General features: G+C 67.7%; 15 protein-coding genes. 6 read left to right on the plus strand and 9 right to left on the minus strand.

Features of this window, described 5'->3' with window-relative positions:
• Positions 1-6: 6 nt before the first annotated feature.
• Genes ntrC through dusB form a run of 3 tightly spaced genes read right to left on the minus strand, consistent with a single transcriptional unit; the run spans position 7 to position 3498 of the window.
• Positions 7-1449: a nitrogen regulation protein NR(I) gene (gene ntrC, locus NPJ82_RS09985; protein WP_149683420.1), complete on the minus strand. Its 1443-nt coding sequence runs from the start codon at positions 1447-1449 to the stop codon at positions 7-9.
• Complete coding sequence (locus NPJ82_RS09990; protein ID WP_112383616.1) at positions 1446-2513, minus strand: ATP-binding protein; 1068 nt, start codon at positions 2511-2513, stop codon at positions 1446-1448. Before NPJ82_RS09990 ends, ntrC begins: the two co-directional genes overlap by 4 nt.
• Positions 2497-3498 carry a tRNA dihydrouridine synthase DusB gene (gene dusB, locus NPJ82_RS09995; RefSeq protein WP_149683422.1) on the minus strand — a complete coding sequence of 334 codons (1002 nt, stop codon included), beginning with the start codon at positions 3496-3498 and terminating at the stop codon, positions 2497-2499. Before dusB ends, NPJ82_RS09990 begins: the two co-directional genes overlap by 17 nt.
• A 91-nt stretch (positions 3499-3589) precedes the next feature.
• On the opposite strand from dusB, the gene NPJ82_RS10000 reads away from it, so the two are divergent.
• The 3 genes from NPJ82_RS10000 to NPJ82_RS10010 are packed head-to-tail and all read left to right on the plus strand — an operon-like array spanning position 3590 to position 5768.
• Positions 3590-4744 carry a bifunctional 2-C-methyl-D-erythritol 4-phosphate cytidylyltransferase/2-C-methyl-D-erythritol 2,4-cyclodiphosphate synthase gene (locus NPJ82_RS10000; protein ID WP_342657253.1) on the plus strand — a complete coding sequence of 385 codons (1155 nt, stop codon included), beginning with the start codon at positions 3590-3592 and terminating at the stop codon, positions 4742-4744.
• The gene (locus NPJ82_RS10005) at positions 4741-5268 is read left to right on the plus strand and encodes a hypothetical protein (protein WP_342657254.1); all 528 of its coding nucleotides are present in this window, start codon (positions 4741-4743) and stop codon (positions 5266-5268) included. Before NPJ82_RS10000 ends, NPJ82_RS10005 begins: the two co-directional genes overlap by 4 nt.
• Complete coding sequence (locus NPJ82_RS10010) at positions 5268-5768, plus strand: CinA family protein (RefSeq protein ID WP_112383613.1); 501 nt, start codon at positions 5268-5270, stop codon at positions 5766-5768. Before NPJ82_RS10005 ends, NPJ82_RS10010 begins: the two co-directional genes overlap by 1 nt.
• Here NPJ82_RS10010 and NPJ82_RS10015 read toward each other — a convergent pair.
• Positions 5729-6187, minus strand: coding sequence for a type II toxin-antitoxin system RatA family toxin (locus NPJ82_RS10015; protein ID WP_112383612.1), 459 nt, complete (start codon positions 6185-6187; stop codon positions 5729-5731). The two genes, NPJ82_RS10010 and NPJ82_RS10015, sit on opposite strands and share 40 nt — an antisense overlap.
• Positions 6188-6192: 5 nt before the next feature.
• Positions 6193-7134 (minus strand): lipoyl synthase, encoded by a 942-nt coding sequence (gene lipA, locus NPJ82_RS10020; protein WP_342657255.1) that lies wholly within the window; start codon positions 7132-7134, stop codon positions 6193-6195.
• 118 nt (positions 7135-7252) lie between these two features.
• On the opposite strand from lipA, the gene NPJ82_RS10025 reads away from it, so the two are divergent.
• The gene (locus NPJ82_RS10025; protein WP_149683424.1) at positions 7253-7897 is read left to right on the plus strand and encodes a carbonic anhydrase; all 645 of its coding nucleotides are present in this window, start codon (positions 7253-7255) and stop codon (positions 7895-7897) included.
• A gap of 4 nt (positions 7898-7901) precedes the next feature.
• Here NPJ82_RS10025 and NPJ82_RS10030 read toward each other — a convergent pair whose 3' ends face one another.
• Positions 7902-9293 carry an APC family permease gene (locus NPJ82_RS10030; protein WP_342657256.1) on the minus strand — a complete coding sequence of 464 codons (1392 nt, stop codon included), beginning with the start codon at positions 9291-9293 and terminating at the stop codon, positions 7902-7904.
• A 16-nt stretch (positions 9294-9309) separates the two neighbouring features.
• Positions 9310-11121, minus strand: a complete 1812-nt coding sequence (gene aspS / locus NPJ82_RS10035; RefSeq protein ID WP_342657257.1) for an aspartate--tRNA ligase — start codon at positions 11119-11121, stop codon at positions 9310-9312.
• A 93-nt stretch (positions 11122-11214) separates the two neighbouring features.
• Here aspS and rnd point away from each other — a divergent pair, with 93 nt between their 5' ends.
• Positions 11215-12393 (plus strand): ribonuclease D, encoded by a 1179-nt coding sequence (gene rnd, locus NPJ82_RS10040; RefSeq protein WP_149683426.1) that lies wholly within the window; start codon positions 11215-11217, stop codon positions 12391-12393.
• Complete coding sequence (locus NPJ82_RS10045; protein ID WP_342657258.1) at positions 12390-12656, plus strand: I78 family peptidase inhibitor; 267 nt, start codon at positions 12390-12392, stop codon at positions 12654-12656. The genes rnd and NPJ82_RS10045 overlap by 4 nt, the downstream gene beginning before the upstream one ends.
• A 10-nt stretch (positions 12657-12666) precedes the next feature.
• On the opposite strand, the gene NPJ82_RS10050 is transcribed toward NPJ82_RS10045, so the two are convergent.
• Positions 12667-14157, minus strand: a complete 1491-nt coding sequence (locus NPJ82_RS10050) for a Ppx/GppA family phosphatase (protein WP_342657259.1) — start codon at positions 14155-14157, stop codon at positions 12667-12669.
• 4 nt (positions 14158-14161) lie between these two features.
• Positions 14162-16327, minus strand: a complete 2166-nt coding sequence (locus tag NPJ82_RS10055; RefSeq protein WP_342657260.1) for an RNA degradosome polyphosphate kinase — start codon at positions 16325-16327, stop codon at positions 14162-14164.
• Between the last annotated feature and the right edge of the window lies 1 nt (position 16328).

Here is a 16328-nt window from a genome sequence, read left to right on the forward strand (position 1 = left end):
GCAGGTTTAAGTGCCGCTCGCCGTACCATCCGTTCCGCGCACCGGGATGCCGAGCGTATCGAGCCGCTTGCGCAGCGTGTTCCGGTTGATCCCCATCGCCCGTGCCGCGCGCAACTGGTTATGGCCATGCCGGGCCAGCATCGCCTCGATCAGGGGGCGCTCCACCTCGCCGATCACGCGGTCGTACAGCGTGCCGTCGTCCAATGCCTCGGGCCGCTCGCGCGCGATGCGATCGATCAGTTGGCGGATGGCGACGGCGAGATCGGGATCGGCGACGGCACTGGCCGCGCTGGCCTGCGGACGGCCGATCATCGCCCGGATGGCGTCGGCGTCGATCACCTCGTCGCGGGCAAGCACCGCCAGGCGACGCATGAGGTTCTCCAGTTCGCGCACATTGCCGGGCCAATCATGCGCGACCAGCAGGTCGACCGCGCTGGCATCGATCCGCCGGCGCGGCAGGCCCTGCGCGGCGGCCAGATCGAGGAAGTGACGCGCAAGCAGGGGCACGTCCTGCCGCCGTTCGCGCAAGGATGGCAGGGCGATGGGCACGACGTTTAGGCGGTAGAACAGGTCTTCGCGAAACTGCCCGGACTGTACCTGTTGCGCCAGCTCGCGATTGGTCGCGGCAAGGATGCGGACATCGGTGCGGATCGTCCGCGCGCCGCCAACCGTGGTGAACTCGCCGGACTGCAGCACGCGCAGCAGCCGGGTCTGCGCCTCCATCGGCATGTCGCCGATCTCGTCCAGGAACAGCGTGCCGCCCGCCGCCTGTTCGAACCGACCGGCATTGCGCTGGGCCGCCCCGGTAAAGGCGCCGCGTTCATGCCCGAACAGCTCCGCCTCGATCAGTTCGCGCGGGATCGCCGCCATGTTGATCGCGACAAAGGGCGCGGCGCGACGTGGACCCAGATCGTGGATCGCGCGCGCGACCAGTTCCTTGCCAGTCCCGGACTCGCCCGAAATCAGCACGGTCAGGTCGTTGGAGACGACGCGGGCGATCACCCGGTACACCGTCTGCATCGCCGCCGACCGCCCGATCAGGGGCAGCGCCTGCTCCTCCTCGCCCGGCCCGTCATCGGCAAAGACGCCGCCCCGCGCCAGTGCGCCGGCCACCGCCTGCGTCAGCGCGTCCAGATCGAACGGCTTGGGCAGATATTCGTACGCACCCACCTCGGCGGCGCGTACCGCGGTGGTCAGCGTATTCTGGGCAGACAGCACGATGATCGGCAGCGCAGGGTAGCGTTCGGCCACGGTGCGGATATGGTCGATGCCGTCGCCATCGGGCAGGACGACGTCGGTGACCAGTATGTCGGGAGCGCCACCGGCCAGCGCACGATCCAGTTGCGCCAGCGTGGCGACGCTGGTGACGTCATGGCCGCAGCGGCGGAGCGCCTGCCCCACCACGGTGCGGATCGCCGCATCGTCGTCCACGACGAGGACGTGGCTCATGCCCCGGCCCTTGGCAGCAACAGGCGAAGCACGGTCATCTCCGGCGATCCTTCCCGGGCATATTGAACGATACCCCCCATGTCGCGCATCAGCTTGTCGACGAGCGCAAGGCCGAGCCCCTGCCCCTCGCGTCGCCCGGACACGAAGGGATCGAACAGGTGATCGGCGATGTCGGCGGGCGCACCGGGACCGTTGTCGATCACGCAGATCTCGATCGGCAGCGGCAGGCGCGGACGACCGGGCGCGGCGCTGACGGCCATGCCATGGCGATAGGCGGTGGTCAGCACGATGCGCGGATTGCGCGTGCCGTGAACGGCTTCGCGGGCGTTCTTCAACAGATTGATGACGATCTGGAGCAGCGCATCGCGATTGACGCTGGCCGGCGGCAGCGACGGGTCGTAGCGTTCCTCGACCATCACGCCGCGGGCAAAGCCGGCCAGCGCGACCCGGCGCGCATGGGCGAGCAGCGGATAGATATTCTCGGGCGCACTCGGCAGCGGCCGGGTGTCGCTGAAATCCTGCATCCGGTCGATCAGCGCCGCGATCCGGTCGACCTCGGTGGTGATCAGCGTGGTCAGTTCGCCCGCACCGATCAGTTGCGCGGCACCGCGTATGCCCGACAGGGGGTTCTTGATCTCATGCGCAAGCATCGCCGCCGCCCCCACCGCCGCGCGAGCCCCGGCGGCGCGGTCCGCCGAATGCCCCAGCCGCCGCGAGGTCGCCGAACTGTGCAGGGTGATCGCCCGCCACCCGGCATGGTCGGGCACCTGCGCCTCGACGAAATCGACGCGGATCTTGTGGCCTCGCGCCGTGGCGATCTCGGTATCGTAGATCGCGAACCCATGGCCATCGCGCGCGCTGCCCTCGCCCGGCGGCGGCAGGATCGCGTCCAGCGGTTGCCCGACCATCAGGCGCTCCGATAGATTGAGCAATTGTTCGGCCAGCGCATTGGCATGCGCGATGCGATCGTCGGGATCGATCACGATCACCGCCACCGGCAGCGCCGCGAACAACGCGGCGAAGCCGGGGCGGCCGTGTCGCGAAGGGTCAGGCAGCGGCGGCAAGCTCGATCTGGGGCAGGTAGAAATCCGCCAGCATCGCCTTGACGGTGGCGGCGTTCGGCTCTTGGTTCACCTTGTTGCGGAACTCGGCCGATCCGTGCAGCCCGCGGGTGTACCAGCCGATATGCTTGCGTGCCATGTTGACGCCCGTCTCGGTGCCATAATGGTCGAGCATCGCGTCGTAATGTTCGGCAACCGCGCGATATTGCTCGTCCAGCGAAGGATCGGGCACCCGCGTTCCGCTGCGGAACCACTCCATCACCTGCCCAAGCAGCCAGGGCCGGCCATAGGCGCCGCGACCGATCATCACCCCGTCCGCGCCGGACTGGTCCAGTGCCGCCTGCGCATCCTCTATCGAGCAGATGTCGCCATTGGCCACGACCGGGATCGACACCGCCTCCTTCACCTTGGCGATGAAGCGCCAGTCGGCGGACCCCTTGTACATCTGGTTGCGGGTGCGGCCATGCACCGTGATCATCTTGCAGCCGATATCTTCGGCGATGCGGGCCAGTTCGGGCGCGTTCAGGCTGTCATGGCACCAGCCCATCCGCATCTTGAGCGTGACCGGCACGTCCACCGCCTTGACGCACGCCTCGACGATCGCGGCCGCCAGCTTCAGGTCGCGCATCAGCGCCGAACCCGCATCGCCGTTCACGACCTTGCGCACCGGGCAGCCCATGTTGATGTCGATGATCGCCGCACCGCGATCCGCGTTCAGCTTCGCCGCCTCGCCCATCTCATAGGGCGTACAGCCGACAAGCTGCATCGACACCGGCTCCTCCAGCGGATGCCATGCCGCCTTCTGCAGCGACTGCCGCGTTTCGCGAATCGCCGCCTGGCTGGCGATCATTTCGGTCACGTTGAGGCCTGAGCCGTAGCGGCGCACCAGCGTGCGGAACGGCATGTCGGTGACGCCGGTCATCGGCGCCAGAACGACGGGGCTGTCGATCGTCACCGGACCGACCTGGATGGGGTTGAGCGTGCGCATGGGATGTGCCTGAAAAACGGGCAGCACCTACTCCAATTCACGCTTGCGGGCAAGGTTCAAACCGCGCTCATTCCCGCCTAGAGGGACGGACATGACAGGTTCCTCCCTCACCGCCGCCCTGATCGTAGCCGCCGGCAGCGGCACGCGCGCCGGCGGCGCCCTGCCCAAGCAATATCGGCCGATCGCCGGCACGCCGATGTTGCGCCGCGCCTATGACGCGGTGGCGGCGCATGCCGGGATCGATATGGTGCTGGTCGTCGTCTCTGCCGACGAACGCGATCGCGCGGCGGCGATCCTGCCGGGTGCCGAACTGGTCGCAGGCGGCAGCAGCCGGCGCGAATCGGTCGCCAACGGGCTGCGCCATCTCGCCGACCGCGGCGTCGGCCGCGTGCTGGTCCATGATGCCGCACGCCCTTTCCTGCCGCCCGCGGTGATCGACCGCGTCCTGGCGGCGCTGGATCAGGCGGACGGGGCGGTTCCCGTCCTGCCGGTTGCCGACACGCTGGCGCGCGGGCCGGACCTGTTGGGCGATATCGTGCCGCGCACCGACCTTGCCCGCATCCAGACGCCGCAAGGCTTTCATCTGGAACGCCTACTCGCCGCGCATGCCGCCTGGCCGGCGCAGGAGGAAGCGACCGACGACGCGCAGATGGTCAGGCGGCTTGGCGGACGCGTCGTCTTGGTGCAGGGCGATATGATGCTCGACAAGGTCACCTACGCGCAAGACTTCGATGCGGCCGATGCCCGCCTCGCCTGGGAAACCCGCACCGCCATGGGCTTCGACGTCCACCGGCTGGAGGATGGCGAGGAATTGTGGCTCGGCGGCGTGCTGATCCCGCATCATCAGGGCCTGTCGGGCCATAGCGATGCGGACGTCGCGCTCCATGCGCTGACCGACGCGCTGCTCGGCACGATCGCCGCGGGTGATATCGGCACGCATTTCCCGCCAAGCGACCCACAATGGCGCGGCGCCGAGTCGGGCCAGTTCCTGCAACATGCCGCAAAGCTGATCGCGGAGAAGGGCGGCCGGATCGATTTCGTCGACCTGACCATCATCTGCGAGGCGCCCAAGATCGGCCCGCACCGCGCCGCGATGGTCGCGCGGATCGCCGACCTGCTGGCGCTGTCGCCGGACCGGGTCAGCCTGAAGGCGACGACGACCGAGCGGCTGGGCTTCACCGGCCGTGGCGAGGGCATCGCGGCACAAGCCGTGGCGACCGTGCGCTTGCCGGGTGCCGCCGCGTGAGGATCGCCGCACTGTTCGCGCTCGCCGCGCTGGCGGCCGGCACCTCGGCGCAGGCGCAGACCGGCTGCATCACCGGTCCGGAGGCGGAGGCGATGACCCTGGTCGCGATGCCGGACATCATTCACGAAACCGGCCGGGTCTGCGGCGCCCGCCTGCCCGCGACCAGCCTGATCCGCCGCAACGACGGCCCCTTCGTCGCCAAGTACAAGGCGGCGGCCGATGCGGCCTGGCCGACGGCGCGCGGCGCGATCGTCAAGCTGTCCGACCCTGCGGTCGATGCACTGCTGCAATCCGATTATGCGCGCCCGCTGCTCACCTCGCTGCTGGTGCCGGTCATCGTCGGGCGCATCGCGCTCAAGGATTGCGGCACGATCGACCGGCTGGTCACCCTGCTGGAGCCGCTGCCGGCGCGCAACAGCGCAGGGGTGGTCGTCGCCACGCTGCAATATCTGAAAAGCGAAAAGGCCAAGGGCCGGCAGGTCGCCGTGCCCGACCTGCCGCTCTGCACGCAAGGGAATCGCTGATGGACACGCTGCTTCCCCCCGAGATCGTCGCACTCGCCACCCGCGTGATCGAGGAAAACCGTACCGCCGGTCGCCGGATCGCGGTAGCGGAAAGCTGCACCGGCGGTCTGGTGGCCGCCGCGCTGACCGAGGTGCCCGGCGCGTCGGACGTGTTCGATCTGGGCTTCGTCACCTATTCGAACGACGCCAAGATGACCTTGCTGAAGGTGAGCGCGGATGTGCTGGAAACCTTTGGCGCGGTATCCGTCGCCACCGCCTGGGCGATGGCGCAGGGCGCGCTGAAGCACAGCACCGCCGATGTCACCGTGTCGATCACCGGCGTCGCCGGGCCCGGTGGCGGCACCGAGAAGAAGCCGGTGGGCACCGTCCTGTTCGGCCGTGCCGAGCGTGGCGGCGATCCGGACGATGTTCATTCCGTCCGCCGCAGCTTCGGCGATATCGGCCGCGGCGGTATCCGCGCTCAGGCAGCGTTGTGCGCGCTGGAGCTGTTGCTGCCGTAAAGCTTGCGGGCCCGGTCTTCGAACGCACCGATCATGCGGCGCAGCGCGGTGCCGAACACCTGGCCGGCCAGCATCTCGAACACGCGGTTCTTGAACGCGAAATCCACCGAGAAGTCGACCGCACAGCCGCCCTCCTCGGCCCGGAAGCGCCATTCGTTGCGCAGATATTTGAGCGGCCCGTCGATATAATCGACATTGATGCTGTGCGGCCGCTGCTTGGCGACGCGGCTGGTGAACGTCTCGCGCAGCCCCTTGAAGCCGACGATCATGTCCGCCACCGTCTCGGTGTCGCTGTCCGACCGGACCCGCATCGCCGATACCCAAGGCAGGAACTCCGGATAGCGGCCGATATCGGCCACCATGTCGAACATCTGCTCCGGCGTATAGGGAAGGTGGCGCGTCTCGCTGTGCTTGGGCATGCGCGTTACGCCCTCACCTCCTGGGGCCTGACCGCGGCCAGCTTGGCCGCCCGCGCATCGCGCAGCCGTGCGAAATCGTCGCCCGCATGATAGCTCGACCGGGTCAACGGCGAGGACGCCACCAGCAGGAACCCCTTGGCCCGCGCGATCGCAGCATATGCGTCGAACGCCTTGGGCGTCACGAACTCGGCGACCTTGGCGTGGCGCGGCGTCGGTTGCAGATACTGTCCCATGGTCAGGAAATCGATGTCGGCGGAGCGCATGTCGTCCATCACCTGATGGATCTCCAGCCGCTCCTCGCCCAGCCCCAGCATCACGCCCGACTTGGTGAAGATCGACGGATCATGCCGCTTCACACTCTCCAGCAGACGCAGCGACGCGTAATAACGCGCGCCCGGCCGGATCGTCGGATAAAGCCTTGGGACGGTTTCCAGATTGTGGTTGTACACGTCCGGCCGCGCCTCGACGATCGACTCGACCGCGGCCTGCGCCTTGTTGCGGAAGTCGGGGGTCAGGATCTCGATCGTGGTCGAGGGCGTGTTGCGACGCAGCGCCTGGATGACCTTCACGAACTGCGACGCGCCGCCATCGGGCAGGTCGTCACGGTCCACGCTGGTGATGACGATGTGCTGCAGGCCCATCTCGGCCGCCGCGACCGCGACATGCTCGGGCTCCAGCGGATCGACCTTGCGCGGCATCCCCGTCTTCACGTTGCAAAAGGCGCAGGCGCGGGTGCAGGTATCGCCCAGGATCATCACCGTCGCGTGCTTCTTGGTCCAGCACTCGCCGATGTTCGGACAGGCCGCCTCCTCGCAGACCGTCGCCAGGTTCAGGCGGCGCATGAGCTGCTTGGTTTCCGCAAAGCCGACCGAGGTCGGGGCCTTCACACGGATCCAATCGGGCTTGCGCGCGCGCGGCGGCGCGGCCAACGGGGTCATCTCGTTCATGCATTGCGAAATAGCGATGTGATCGGCGAGACACAATGGCGACCCGTCCCGGGATCGGTTCGGAACCGCTTCGGTCCTAACGTGTTCGCCATCATGCGTTACAAATCCGGGAGTGATCATGACCGACTTTTCCGACCTCGTTGATGGCTATCGCCGCTTCCGCACCGCCGACTGGCGTCGTCAGCGCGAGCGCTGGTCCGAGCTGAAGGAAGGCCAGAGCCCCAAGGTGATGGTGATCGCCTGCTCCGACAGCAGGGTCGATCCGGCACAGGTATTCGACACGCTGCCCGGCGAAATCTTCGTGGTGCGCAACGTCGCCGCGCTCGTCCCCCCCTTCGAGACCGGTGGCGGGCATCACGGCGTGTCGGCCGCGCTCGAATTCGCGGTGACCCAGCTCAAGGTCGAGGAAGTCGTGGTGATGGGCCATGGCAAGTGCGGCGGCTGCCAGGCGGCGCTGACCCAGGGCTTTGCCGATGCCAAGCCGGGTGAAGGCGGCTTCATCGCCGACTGGGTCCATCTGCTCGACGGCGCGCGCGAAAAGGTGCAGGCCGAGCATCTGGAGGGTGCCGAGGCGACCCGCGCGATGGAACTGGAAGCGGTGCGCACCTCGATCGAGAATCTGCGCACCTTCCCCTTCGTGACCAAGGGCGAGGACGCCGGCACGCTGAAGTTGCGCGGCGCCTATTTCGCGATCGCCGACGGCATCCTGCACGTCATGGAAGACGATGGCGCGTTCAAGCCCGCCTGGACCGAGGCGGCCTGATATCTCAGTCCTGCACCGGCCCCTGGAACGGCCAACTCCCTCGGCGGCGTAGCACGAACCAGTAATAGGCCGCCGAGCCGACGATCTGCGCCCCGGTCATCAACAGGCCGGGGCGCCCTTCCTCCAGGTCCAGCCAGCTCGTCCAGACGATATAGCCCAGCGCCACCAGGGTGATGATCGGCGCCAGCGGATAGAGCGGCATCCGGTACGGCGCATGGGCCGTCGCCCCCGTCCGCCGCCCGACGATCGCGGCCAGCGCGATGCCCGCATAGATCGCCACCAGCCCGGTTCCGCTCAGCACCAGGAGCAGCGTCAGCGGCAGGAAACAGCAAAGCACCCCGACCCCGCCAACGACCAGCGTACCGATGACCGGCGATCCCAGCCGCGGGTGGATGCTCGCCATCCAGCGGTCGACCGGCGCGCCCCAGCTGCGATCCCGCGCGGTGCCGTAGAAGAAGCGCGCACAGGCCAGGATGCATGCGATGATCGCGTTGACGATCGCCACCACCACCCCCAGCGCCATCGCCGCGCCAAGCGCGCTGCCGCCCCGGGCCGTCACCATCTGCCCGAACGGATCGTCGTGGCGCAGCACGCCGCCCAGATCCTGTGCCGAGACTAGCAGCGCGATCACCGGCACCACCTCGAACGCCAGCGTCAGTATCAGTGCCGCGAGGATCGCCTTGGCGATACGCTGGGGCGCATCCAGCATCTCTTCGCCGAAATACACCGCCGCGCCGTAGCCGTTGAGCGCAAAGATCGCGATCGATGCCGCCAGCCCGATACTCGCCGGACTGGCCGGCACCAGCCCGTTCGCCGCCGGCATCATCGGCGCGGTCAGGAAGCGTGTGGCATCCTGCACCCAGTCGGCGAACCCCAGTCCCACCACGACCAGGATCGCCAGCACCTCGATCGCCAGAAACGCACCCGTCACCAGCGCATTGACCCGGATGTTGAGCAACGCCACCAGCGTGGAGGCCGCGACCACCGCCGCCGCCACCGGCACCGCCGGCAGGCCCGGCATCACGGTGGCCAGCACCGCACTGATCCCCAGTCCGGCCACCGGTGGAAACAGCAGGTTGTTGAAGACGTTGACGCCCAGCATCACGAAGCCGGCCAGCGGCCCCAGCGTGCGCGCCACCGCGACATATTCGCCACCCGCCACCGGCCATGCCGACGACAATTCGGCATAGATGAACGCGGTGGCGACGCACACGACCGCGGCCAGGATCATCGCCCACACCGCACCGGTGCCGGCGACCTGCAACATCCCCGGCACGATCACGAACACCGACGATGCCGGCGTCGCCACGGACAGCGTCAGGAACAGCACGCCCATGACGCCCAGGCTGCGGACCAGCCGGGGCGCCGCCGCCGGCTGCAACTGATCGTCCAGCATCGCCGCGCCTGACGGGTCAGCCCGCCTTGGGCGCCACCGTCTTGTCGACCTCGGGCCCGGTCGCCGTCGTGCGCAGGCTCAGCTCGCGCATCTGTGCGTTCGACGGCAGGCTGGGCGCACCCATCAACAGGTCCTCGGCACGCTGGTTCATCGGGAACAGCGAGATTTCGCGCAAATTCTGCGCGCCGCATACCAGCATGACGATCCGGTCGACGCCGGCCGCCATGCCGCCGTGCGGCGGGGCGCCATACTGGAACGCGCGGTACAGGCCGCCGAAGCGCTCCTCCACGTCCGCCTTGGACAGGCCGACCAGTTCGAACGCCTTGACCATCAGCTCGGGGCTCTGATTGCGGATCGATCCCGATGCGATCTCGTAGCCGTTGCAGACCAGATCATATTGATAGGCCTTGATGGTCAGCGGGTCCTGCCCCCCCAGCGCGTCCATCCCGCCCTGCGGCATCGAGAAGGGGTTGTGCGCGAACTCGACCTTCTTGGCGTCCTCGTCCCACTCATAGAAGGGGAAATCGACGATCCAGCACAGGCGGAACGCGTCCTTCTCGATCAGTCCCAGCTGATCGGCGACGCGGGTGCGTGCCGCGCCGGCCAGCTTGGCCGCCTGCTCGACCTTGCCCGCCGCGAAAAACAGCCCGTCATCGGGTCCGAGCCCCAGCGCAACGTAGATCGCCTCCATGCCTTCGGTGCCGTGGTTCTTGGCGATCGGCCCGCCGAACTCGCCGCCCTTGCGGGTGACGTAGCCAAGGCCGGCATGCCCCTCGGCGCGCGCCCATTCGTTCATCTCGTCGAAGAACTTGCGGCTCTTGTCCGCGGTCGCCGGTGCCGGGATGGCGCGCACCACGCCGCCCGAACCCACGATCTTCTCGAACAGGCCGAAGCCCGAGGTGGTGAAATGCTCGGACACATCGGTGATGATCAGCGGGTTGCGCAAATCGGGCTTGTCGCTGCCGTACTTCAGCATCGCCTCGTCATAGGCGATCCGCGGAAACTCGCCGCTCGGCGTCACGGTGCGGCCATCGGCAAAGGACTCGAAGATGCCGCCGATCACCGGCTCCATCGTCTCCCACACCTCTTCCTGCGTGACGAAGCTCATCTCCAGGTCGAGCTGGTAGAATTCACCCGGCAGGCGGTCGGCGCGCGGGTCCTCGTCGCGGAAACAGGGTGCGATCTGGAAATAGCGGTCGAAGCCCGCGACCATCAGCAACTGCTTGTACTGCTGCGGCGCCTGCGGCAGCGCGTAGAACTTGCCCGGATGGATGCGGCTCGGCACCAGGAAGTCGCGCGCGCCCTCCGGCGACGATGCGGTCAGGATCGGCGTCGAATATTCGGTAAAGCCCACCGCTTCCATGCGGCGGCGCATCTCGGAAATCACCTTGGTACGGCGCACGATGTTGGCGTGCAGCGTGTCGCGGCGCAGATCCAGGAAGCGGTAGCGCAGGCGGATGTCCTCGGGATATTCCTGCTCGCCCGCCACCGGCATCGGCAATTCCTCGGCCGCCGACAGTACGGTCGCGCCGCGCGCGAACACCTCGATCTCGCCGGTCGCCAGGTTCGCGTTCACCGTGCCGCCCGATCGCGCCTTCACCACGCCGTCGATCGTCACCACCGATTCGACGCGCACCGCCTCCAGCACCGGCAGCGCCGCCGAGTCGCTGTCCGCCACGATCTGCGTGATGCCGTAATGATCGCGCAGGTCGATGAACAGCACGCCGCCATGATCGCGCTTGCGGTGCACCCATCCGGACAGGCGCACGGTTTCGCCGACCTGGGGAGCGGCCAGCGCGGCACAATTATGGGTTCTATAGGCGTGCATGATCGCGATCTCTGACAAGCAAAGTGGAAAGCCGGCCGCTTTCCTGTCCGGCCCCTCTTTGTCAACCCGCGCGAGCCGTCTATGGGCAATCGGATGCACGTACACCCGTTGATTACCGACAGCGCGACGCTCGCCAATCTCTGCACCCGCCTCGCCGATGCCGACTTCGTCACCGTCGACACCGAGTTCATGCGCGAAAGCACCTATTGGCCCGAACTCTGCCTGATCCAGATCGCCGACACCAACGAGGCCGCCGCGATTGATCCGATGGCGCCGGGGCTCGACATGACCCCGCTGCTCGACCTGCTGGTCAATAACGAGGATGTGCTGAAGGTCTTCCATGCCGGGGGCCAGGACATCGAGATCATCTACAACCTGACCGGCAAGACGCCGCACCCGCTGTTCGACACGCAGGTGGCGGCGATGGCGCTGGGTCAGGGCGAGCAGATCGGCTATTCCAACCTGGTCGACAGCTGGCTGGGCATTCAGGTCGACAAGGGCGCCCGGTTCACCGACTGGTCGCGCCGCCCGCTCGACCAGCGCCAGGTCGATTATGCGATCGGCGACGTCACCCATCTGTCGAGCATCTTCCCCAAGATGCTGGAGCGCCTGAAAAAAACCGGGCGCGGCGCCTGGCTGGACCAGGAGATGGAGCGGCTCGCCGACCCCGCCCATTATGCCAACGATCCCGATCTGGCGTGGAAGCGCGTGCGCATTTCCGGCCGCAAGCCGGACGTGCTCGGCCGGCTGAAGGCGCTCGCCCGCTGGCGCGAGCTGGAGGCACAGGCTAAGGATCTGCCGCGCGGCCGTATCGTCAAGGACGAGACGCTGGGCGACCTTGCCGGGCATCCGCCGCGCAAGCAGGCCGATCTGGCCCGCGTCCGCGGCCTGTCCGCCACCTGGGCCGGCAACGATATCGGCGGCCGCCTGATGGCCGCGATCGAGGGGGCCGAGCCGCTTCCCGCCGACGAGATGCCCCCGCGCGACGATCGCAAGCCCGGTCTCGGCAAGGAGGGCTCGCTGGTCGCCGACCTGCTCAAGCTGCTGCTCAAGATCCGCGCGCGTGACATCGACGTCGCCTCGCGCCTGCTCGCCCGGTCGGAGGAGCTGGAACTGCTCGCCGCCGGCGTGCGCGAGGACCTGCCGATGCTCACCGGCTGGCGCTTCGACCAGTTCGGCCGGGATGCGCTCGATCTGGTCGAGGGGCGGCTGGGCTTTGTGGTGAAGAACGGCAAGCTGAAGATGGTCCGCACCGAGGGAGAAGCCGAATGATCGCCCGGTCGCTGGTCGCCCTGCTGCTGCTCGCCGGATGCGCGACGACGCCCGAGGGTGGCGCATGCCGCGCCGATCGTGCGCAGGACCTTGTCGGCAAGCCCTGGGCCCCGGCCGGCGAAGCCGCAGTCCTGAAGCGGACCGGGGCACGCGCGCTGCGGGTCATCGGGCCCGATACGATGGTGACGATGGACTATCGCACCGATCGGCTGAACGTCGAAACCGACGCGAGCGGCATCGTCACCCGCCTGCGCTGCGGCTGAGCGACGCCGCTCAAGGCTGGGCGAGCACCGCCCGGCGCCCCAGGCCGCTGGCCAGCGCGCCGTGGCGTCGTTCGACGGCCTCGCCGTAGAAGCCGGTGTCCTGCGCCGGCAGCGCCAGCGTCACCGCCTCTTCGGACAGCGTCACCGACGACCGCTCTAGCGGCCCCGCCAGCCCGCCGCTCAGCCGCTGCCCCAGCCGGATCGCCAGCCCCCAGAGCGTCGCCGCCTTCAACTGCGCCGGACTCGCCAACTGCGCCAGCGGATGCGGCACGTCCAGCCCACCGCCCAGGCTCGTGTGCAGCGCCTGCGCCAGCATCGCGCGGCCGACCGCGTCGATCCCCACCCAATTGCCATGCAGCGCGATCTCCACCCCGCGCTCGGCCCGGAACTCGGGGTTGGCACGCCAGCCGACATCGGCCAGCAGGCATGCCGCATGGCGCAACCGGGCGTCGGCGGTCGCGTCGGCGGGGAACAGCGGCGCGATCCAGCCCTGCAACAGGTCGCCATGCTCGGGAAAACGGCCGAGCAAGCGCCCTTCCTCCCGCGCGCCCACGATCAGCGGGTCGAGCGCCCGTGTCTCCGCGTCCAACGCACCGAACAACAACCCCTCGCGCAGACCATAGGCCGACACGATCGTCGTACTGCTCCCCAGATGCCGCAACAACACGCCCAGCAGCGCCGTCGCATCCGCCAGCGTCGCCGCACGCCCGGACGACAGCCCCGGCACGCCGCGCAGCCGCGGCTTGCTCAGATGCGGGATCGTCCGCCCCAGCCGCGCCACGTCGGTCGGCGTCAGCGCGTAATGATGGATGATCGGCAATGGATATTCCGCCAGCCCCATGTCCAGCCGGGCCAGTGCGCGCCACGATCCGCCGACCAGATAGAAGGGCAGGCCCCTGCCCGCGCCCTCCCATCCGGCCTCGTCCACCAGCCGCGCGATATGCCGCTCGAACGCCTTGCTCCCCTTTTCGCGCAGCGCCGGAATGCGCAGCACGCCGAGCGGAAACGACACCCGGCCGCCCACCTGCCCGCCACGCACCCGCACCAGTTCCAGGCTGCCCCCACCCAGATCGCCGACGATCCCGTCCGCCTCCGGAATGGCGGACAGCACGCCCTCGCCCGCGCCCTTGGCCTCCTGCTCGCCCGACAACAGTTCGACCTTCAGGCCGAGTTCGTGCGCACAGTCGATCAGTTGCTGGCCGTTGGCCGCGTCCCGCACCGCCGCGGTGGCGACCGTGCGGACGGTGTCGACCTTCATCTCGCGGGCCAGCGCGGCAAAGCGGCGCAGGGCCGTCTGCGCCTTGGCGAGCGACCCCGGCTCGATCGCGCCGGTCGCGGCCAGTCCCCGGCCCAACCCCGCCATGACTTTCTCGTTGAACAGGATCGCGGGTAACCGCGCATGCCCCTGATAGACGACCAGGCGGACCGAGTTCGATCCGATGTCGATAATGGCGGTTCGCGGCGCCGGTGCGGGCGCCGCGTAACTTGCGGCTTTGGTCATCGGCTCAGCGCTGCCGGCGGAGCGAAAGCGTTGGAACGGCATCACGCGACTCCAGTGCCGCGCCGCGCCCGGAAAGCGAGGGGTTCGTCATGAAATAGCGATGCAGGTTGAACGGTCTGTCCCCCGGTTCGTCACGGACGTAGCGGCCATCCGGCTCCAATTCCCAACTCTGCTCATTATCCAGCAGGTTCGCGACCATCACCTGATCCAATATCTGGTCGTGTACCGTGGGGTTCAGGATCGGCAGCATATATTCGACGCGCCGGTCGAAGTTGCGCGGCATCCAGTCCGCCGACGAGATGAACAGCTTCGCCCCGTCATTGGGCAGCGCCTTGCCGTTGCCGAACGCCCAGATCCGGCTGTGCTCCAGGAAGCGCCCGATGACCGACTTCACACGGATATGGTCGGACAGCCCCTCTACACCCGGCTTCAGGCAACAGATGCCGCGCACGATCAGGTCGATCTCCACGCCCGCCGCACTCGCCTCGTACAGCTTCTCGATGATCGCCGGGTCGACCAGCGAGTTCATCTTGGCCCACACGCCCGCCGGCTTACCGGCGCGTGCATTGGCGATCTCGTCATCGATCATCGCCATCAGGTTGGCGCGCAGATCGCGCGGCGACAGGCTGACGCGCTCCATATGCGTCGGCTCGACATAGCCGGTGATGTAGTTGAACATCCGTGCCGCATCGCGCCCGAGCGCCGGATCGGCGGTGAAGAAGCTCAGATCGGTGTAGATGCGTGCGGTCACCGGATGATAATTGCCGGTGCCGAAATGGCAGTAGGTACGAAACGCATTGCCTTCGCGCCGCACCACCATCGACACCTTGGCATGCGTCTTCCAGTCGATGAAGCCATAGACGACCTGCACGCCGGCGCGCTCCAGCGCAGCCGCCCAATACAGGTTCTGCTCCTCGTCGAACCGCGCCTTCAACTCGACGATCGCGGTCACCGACTTGCCCGCCTCGGCCGCGGCGATCAGCGCATTGATGATCGCAGACTGTTTACCCGCCCGGTACAGTGTCTGCTTGATCGCGACGACATCGGGGTCGGCCGCGGCCTGTTTCAGAAAGGCGATCACCACCTCGAACGTCTCGTAGGGGTGATGGACGACGATGTCCTTGGCGCGGATCGCGGCGAAACAATCGCCGGCAAATTCCCGGATACGCTCAGGAAAACGTGGCGAGAAGGAGGGGAATTTCAGATCGGGCCGATCCTCGTCGACCAGCATATCGAGGTCGCCGATACCAAGCAGATTGCCGCTCTCGGTGATGATCGCGTCCGACCCGCCCAGTTCGTCGCGCAACACCGCGGACAGGCTGTCGGGAATGCCCGTCTCCATCTCCAGCCGGATCACGCGGCCACGGCGGCGACGCTTGATGGCGTTGGCGAAGTAGCGGACCAGATCCTCCGCCTCTTCCTCGATCTCGATATCGCTGTCGCGCAGCACCCGGAAGGTGGCCGACCCGTTCACGACATAGCCGGGAAAAAGCTGCGCCGAGAAACGCCGCACGATCGCCTCGATCGAGATGTAGCGCGACGGTTCGCCCGGCAACCGCACGAAGCGCGGCATGGTGGCTGGCAGCATCACCAGCTCCATGATCGGTTCCTCGTCCGACAAACGCGTCAGGTCGAAGATGATCGACAGCCCCTTGTTGGGGATGAAGGGGAAAGGATGCGCCGGGTCCAGCGCCTGTGGCGTCAATATGGGAAAGATCTGCTCGCGGAAATGCGTCTCCAGCCAGCCATGCGCCTCGCCATCGATCGCATCGCGGCGCAGCACGAAGATGCCTGCATCATCCAGCAGATGGCGCAGGTCGCCCCACACCGCCTGCTGACTGGCGAGCAGGGCATCCGCCTCCGCGACGATGCCGCTCAACTGCTGGCCCGGCGTCAATCCGTCGACGGAACGCTGGCCGACATCCTGCGACTGCTGGCCCTTTAGCCCTGCGACGCGGACCATGAAGAATTCGTCGAGATTGGACCCGGAGATCGACAGGAAGCGCAACCGTTCGAGCAGCGGATGCGCGCTGTTGCAGGCCTCCTCCAGCACGCGGCGATTGAAGGCGAGCCAGGACAGCTCCCGGTTGAAGTACCGCCCGCTCGGCTCCGGTACGAAGGGATCGTCGTCCGGTTCGGCCATCTTGGCTATATGCGCGGGGCGGGTCATC

Origin of the sequence: Sphingomonas sp. NY01 (genome assembly GCF_038809135.1) — a bacterium.
Lineage (GTDB): Bacteria > Pseudomonadota > Alphaproteobacteria > Sphingomonadales > Sphingomonadaceae > Sphingomonas > Sphingomonas carotinifaciens.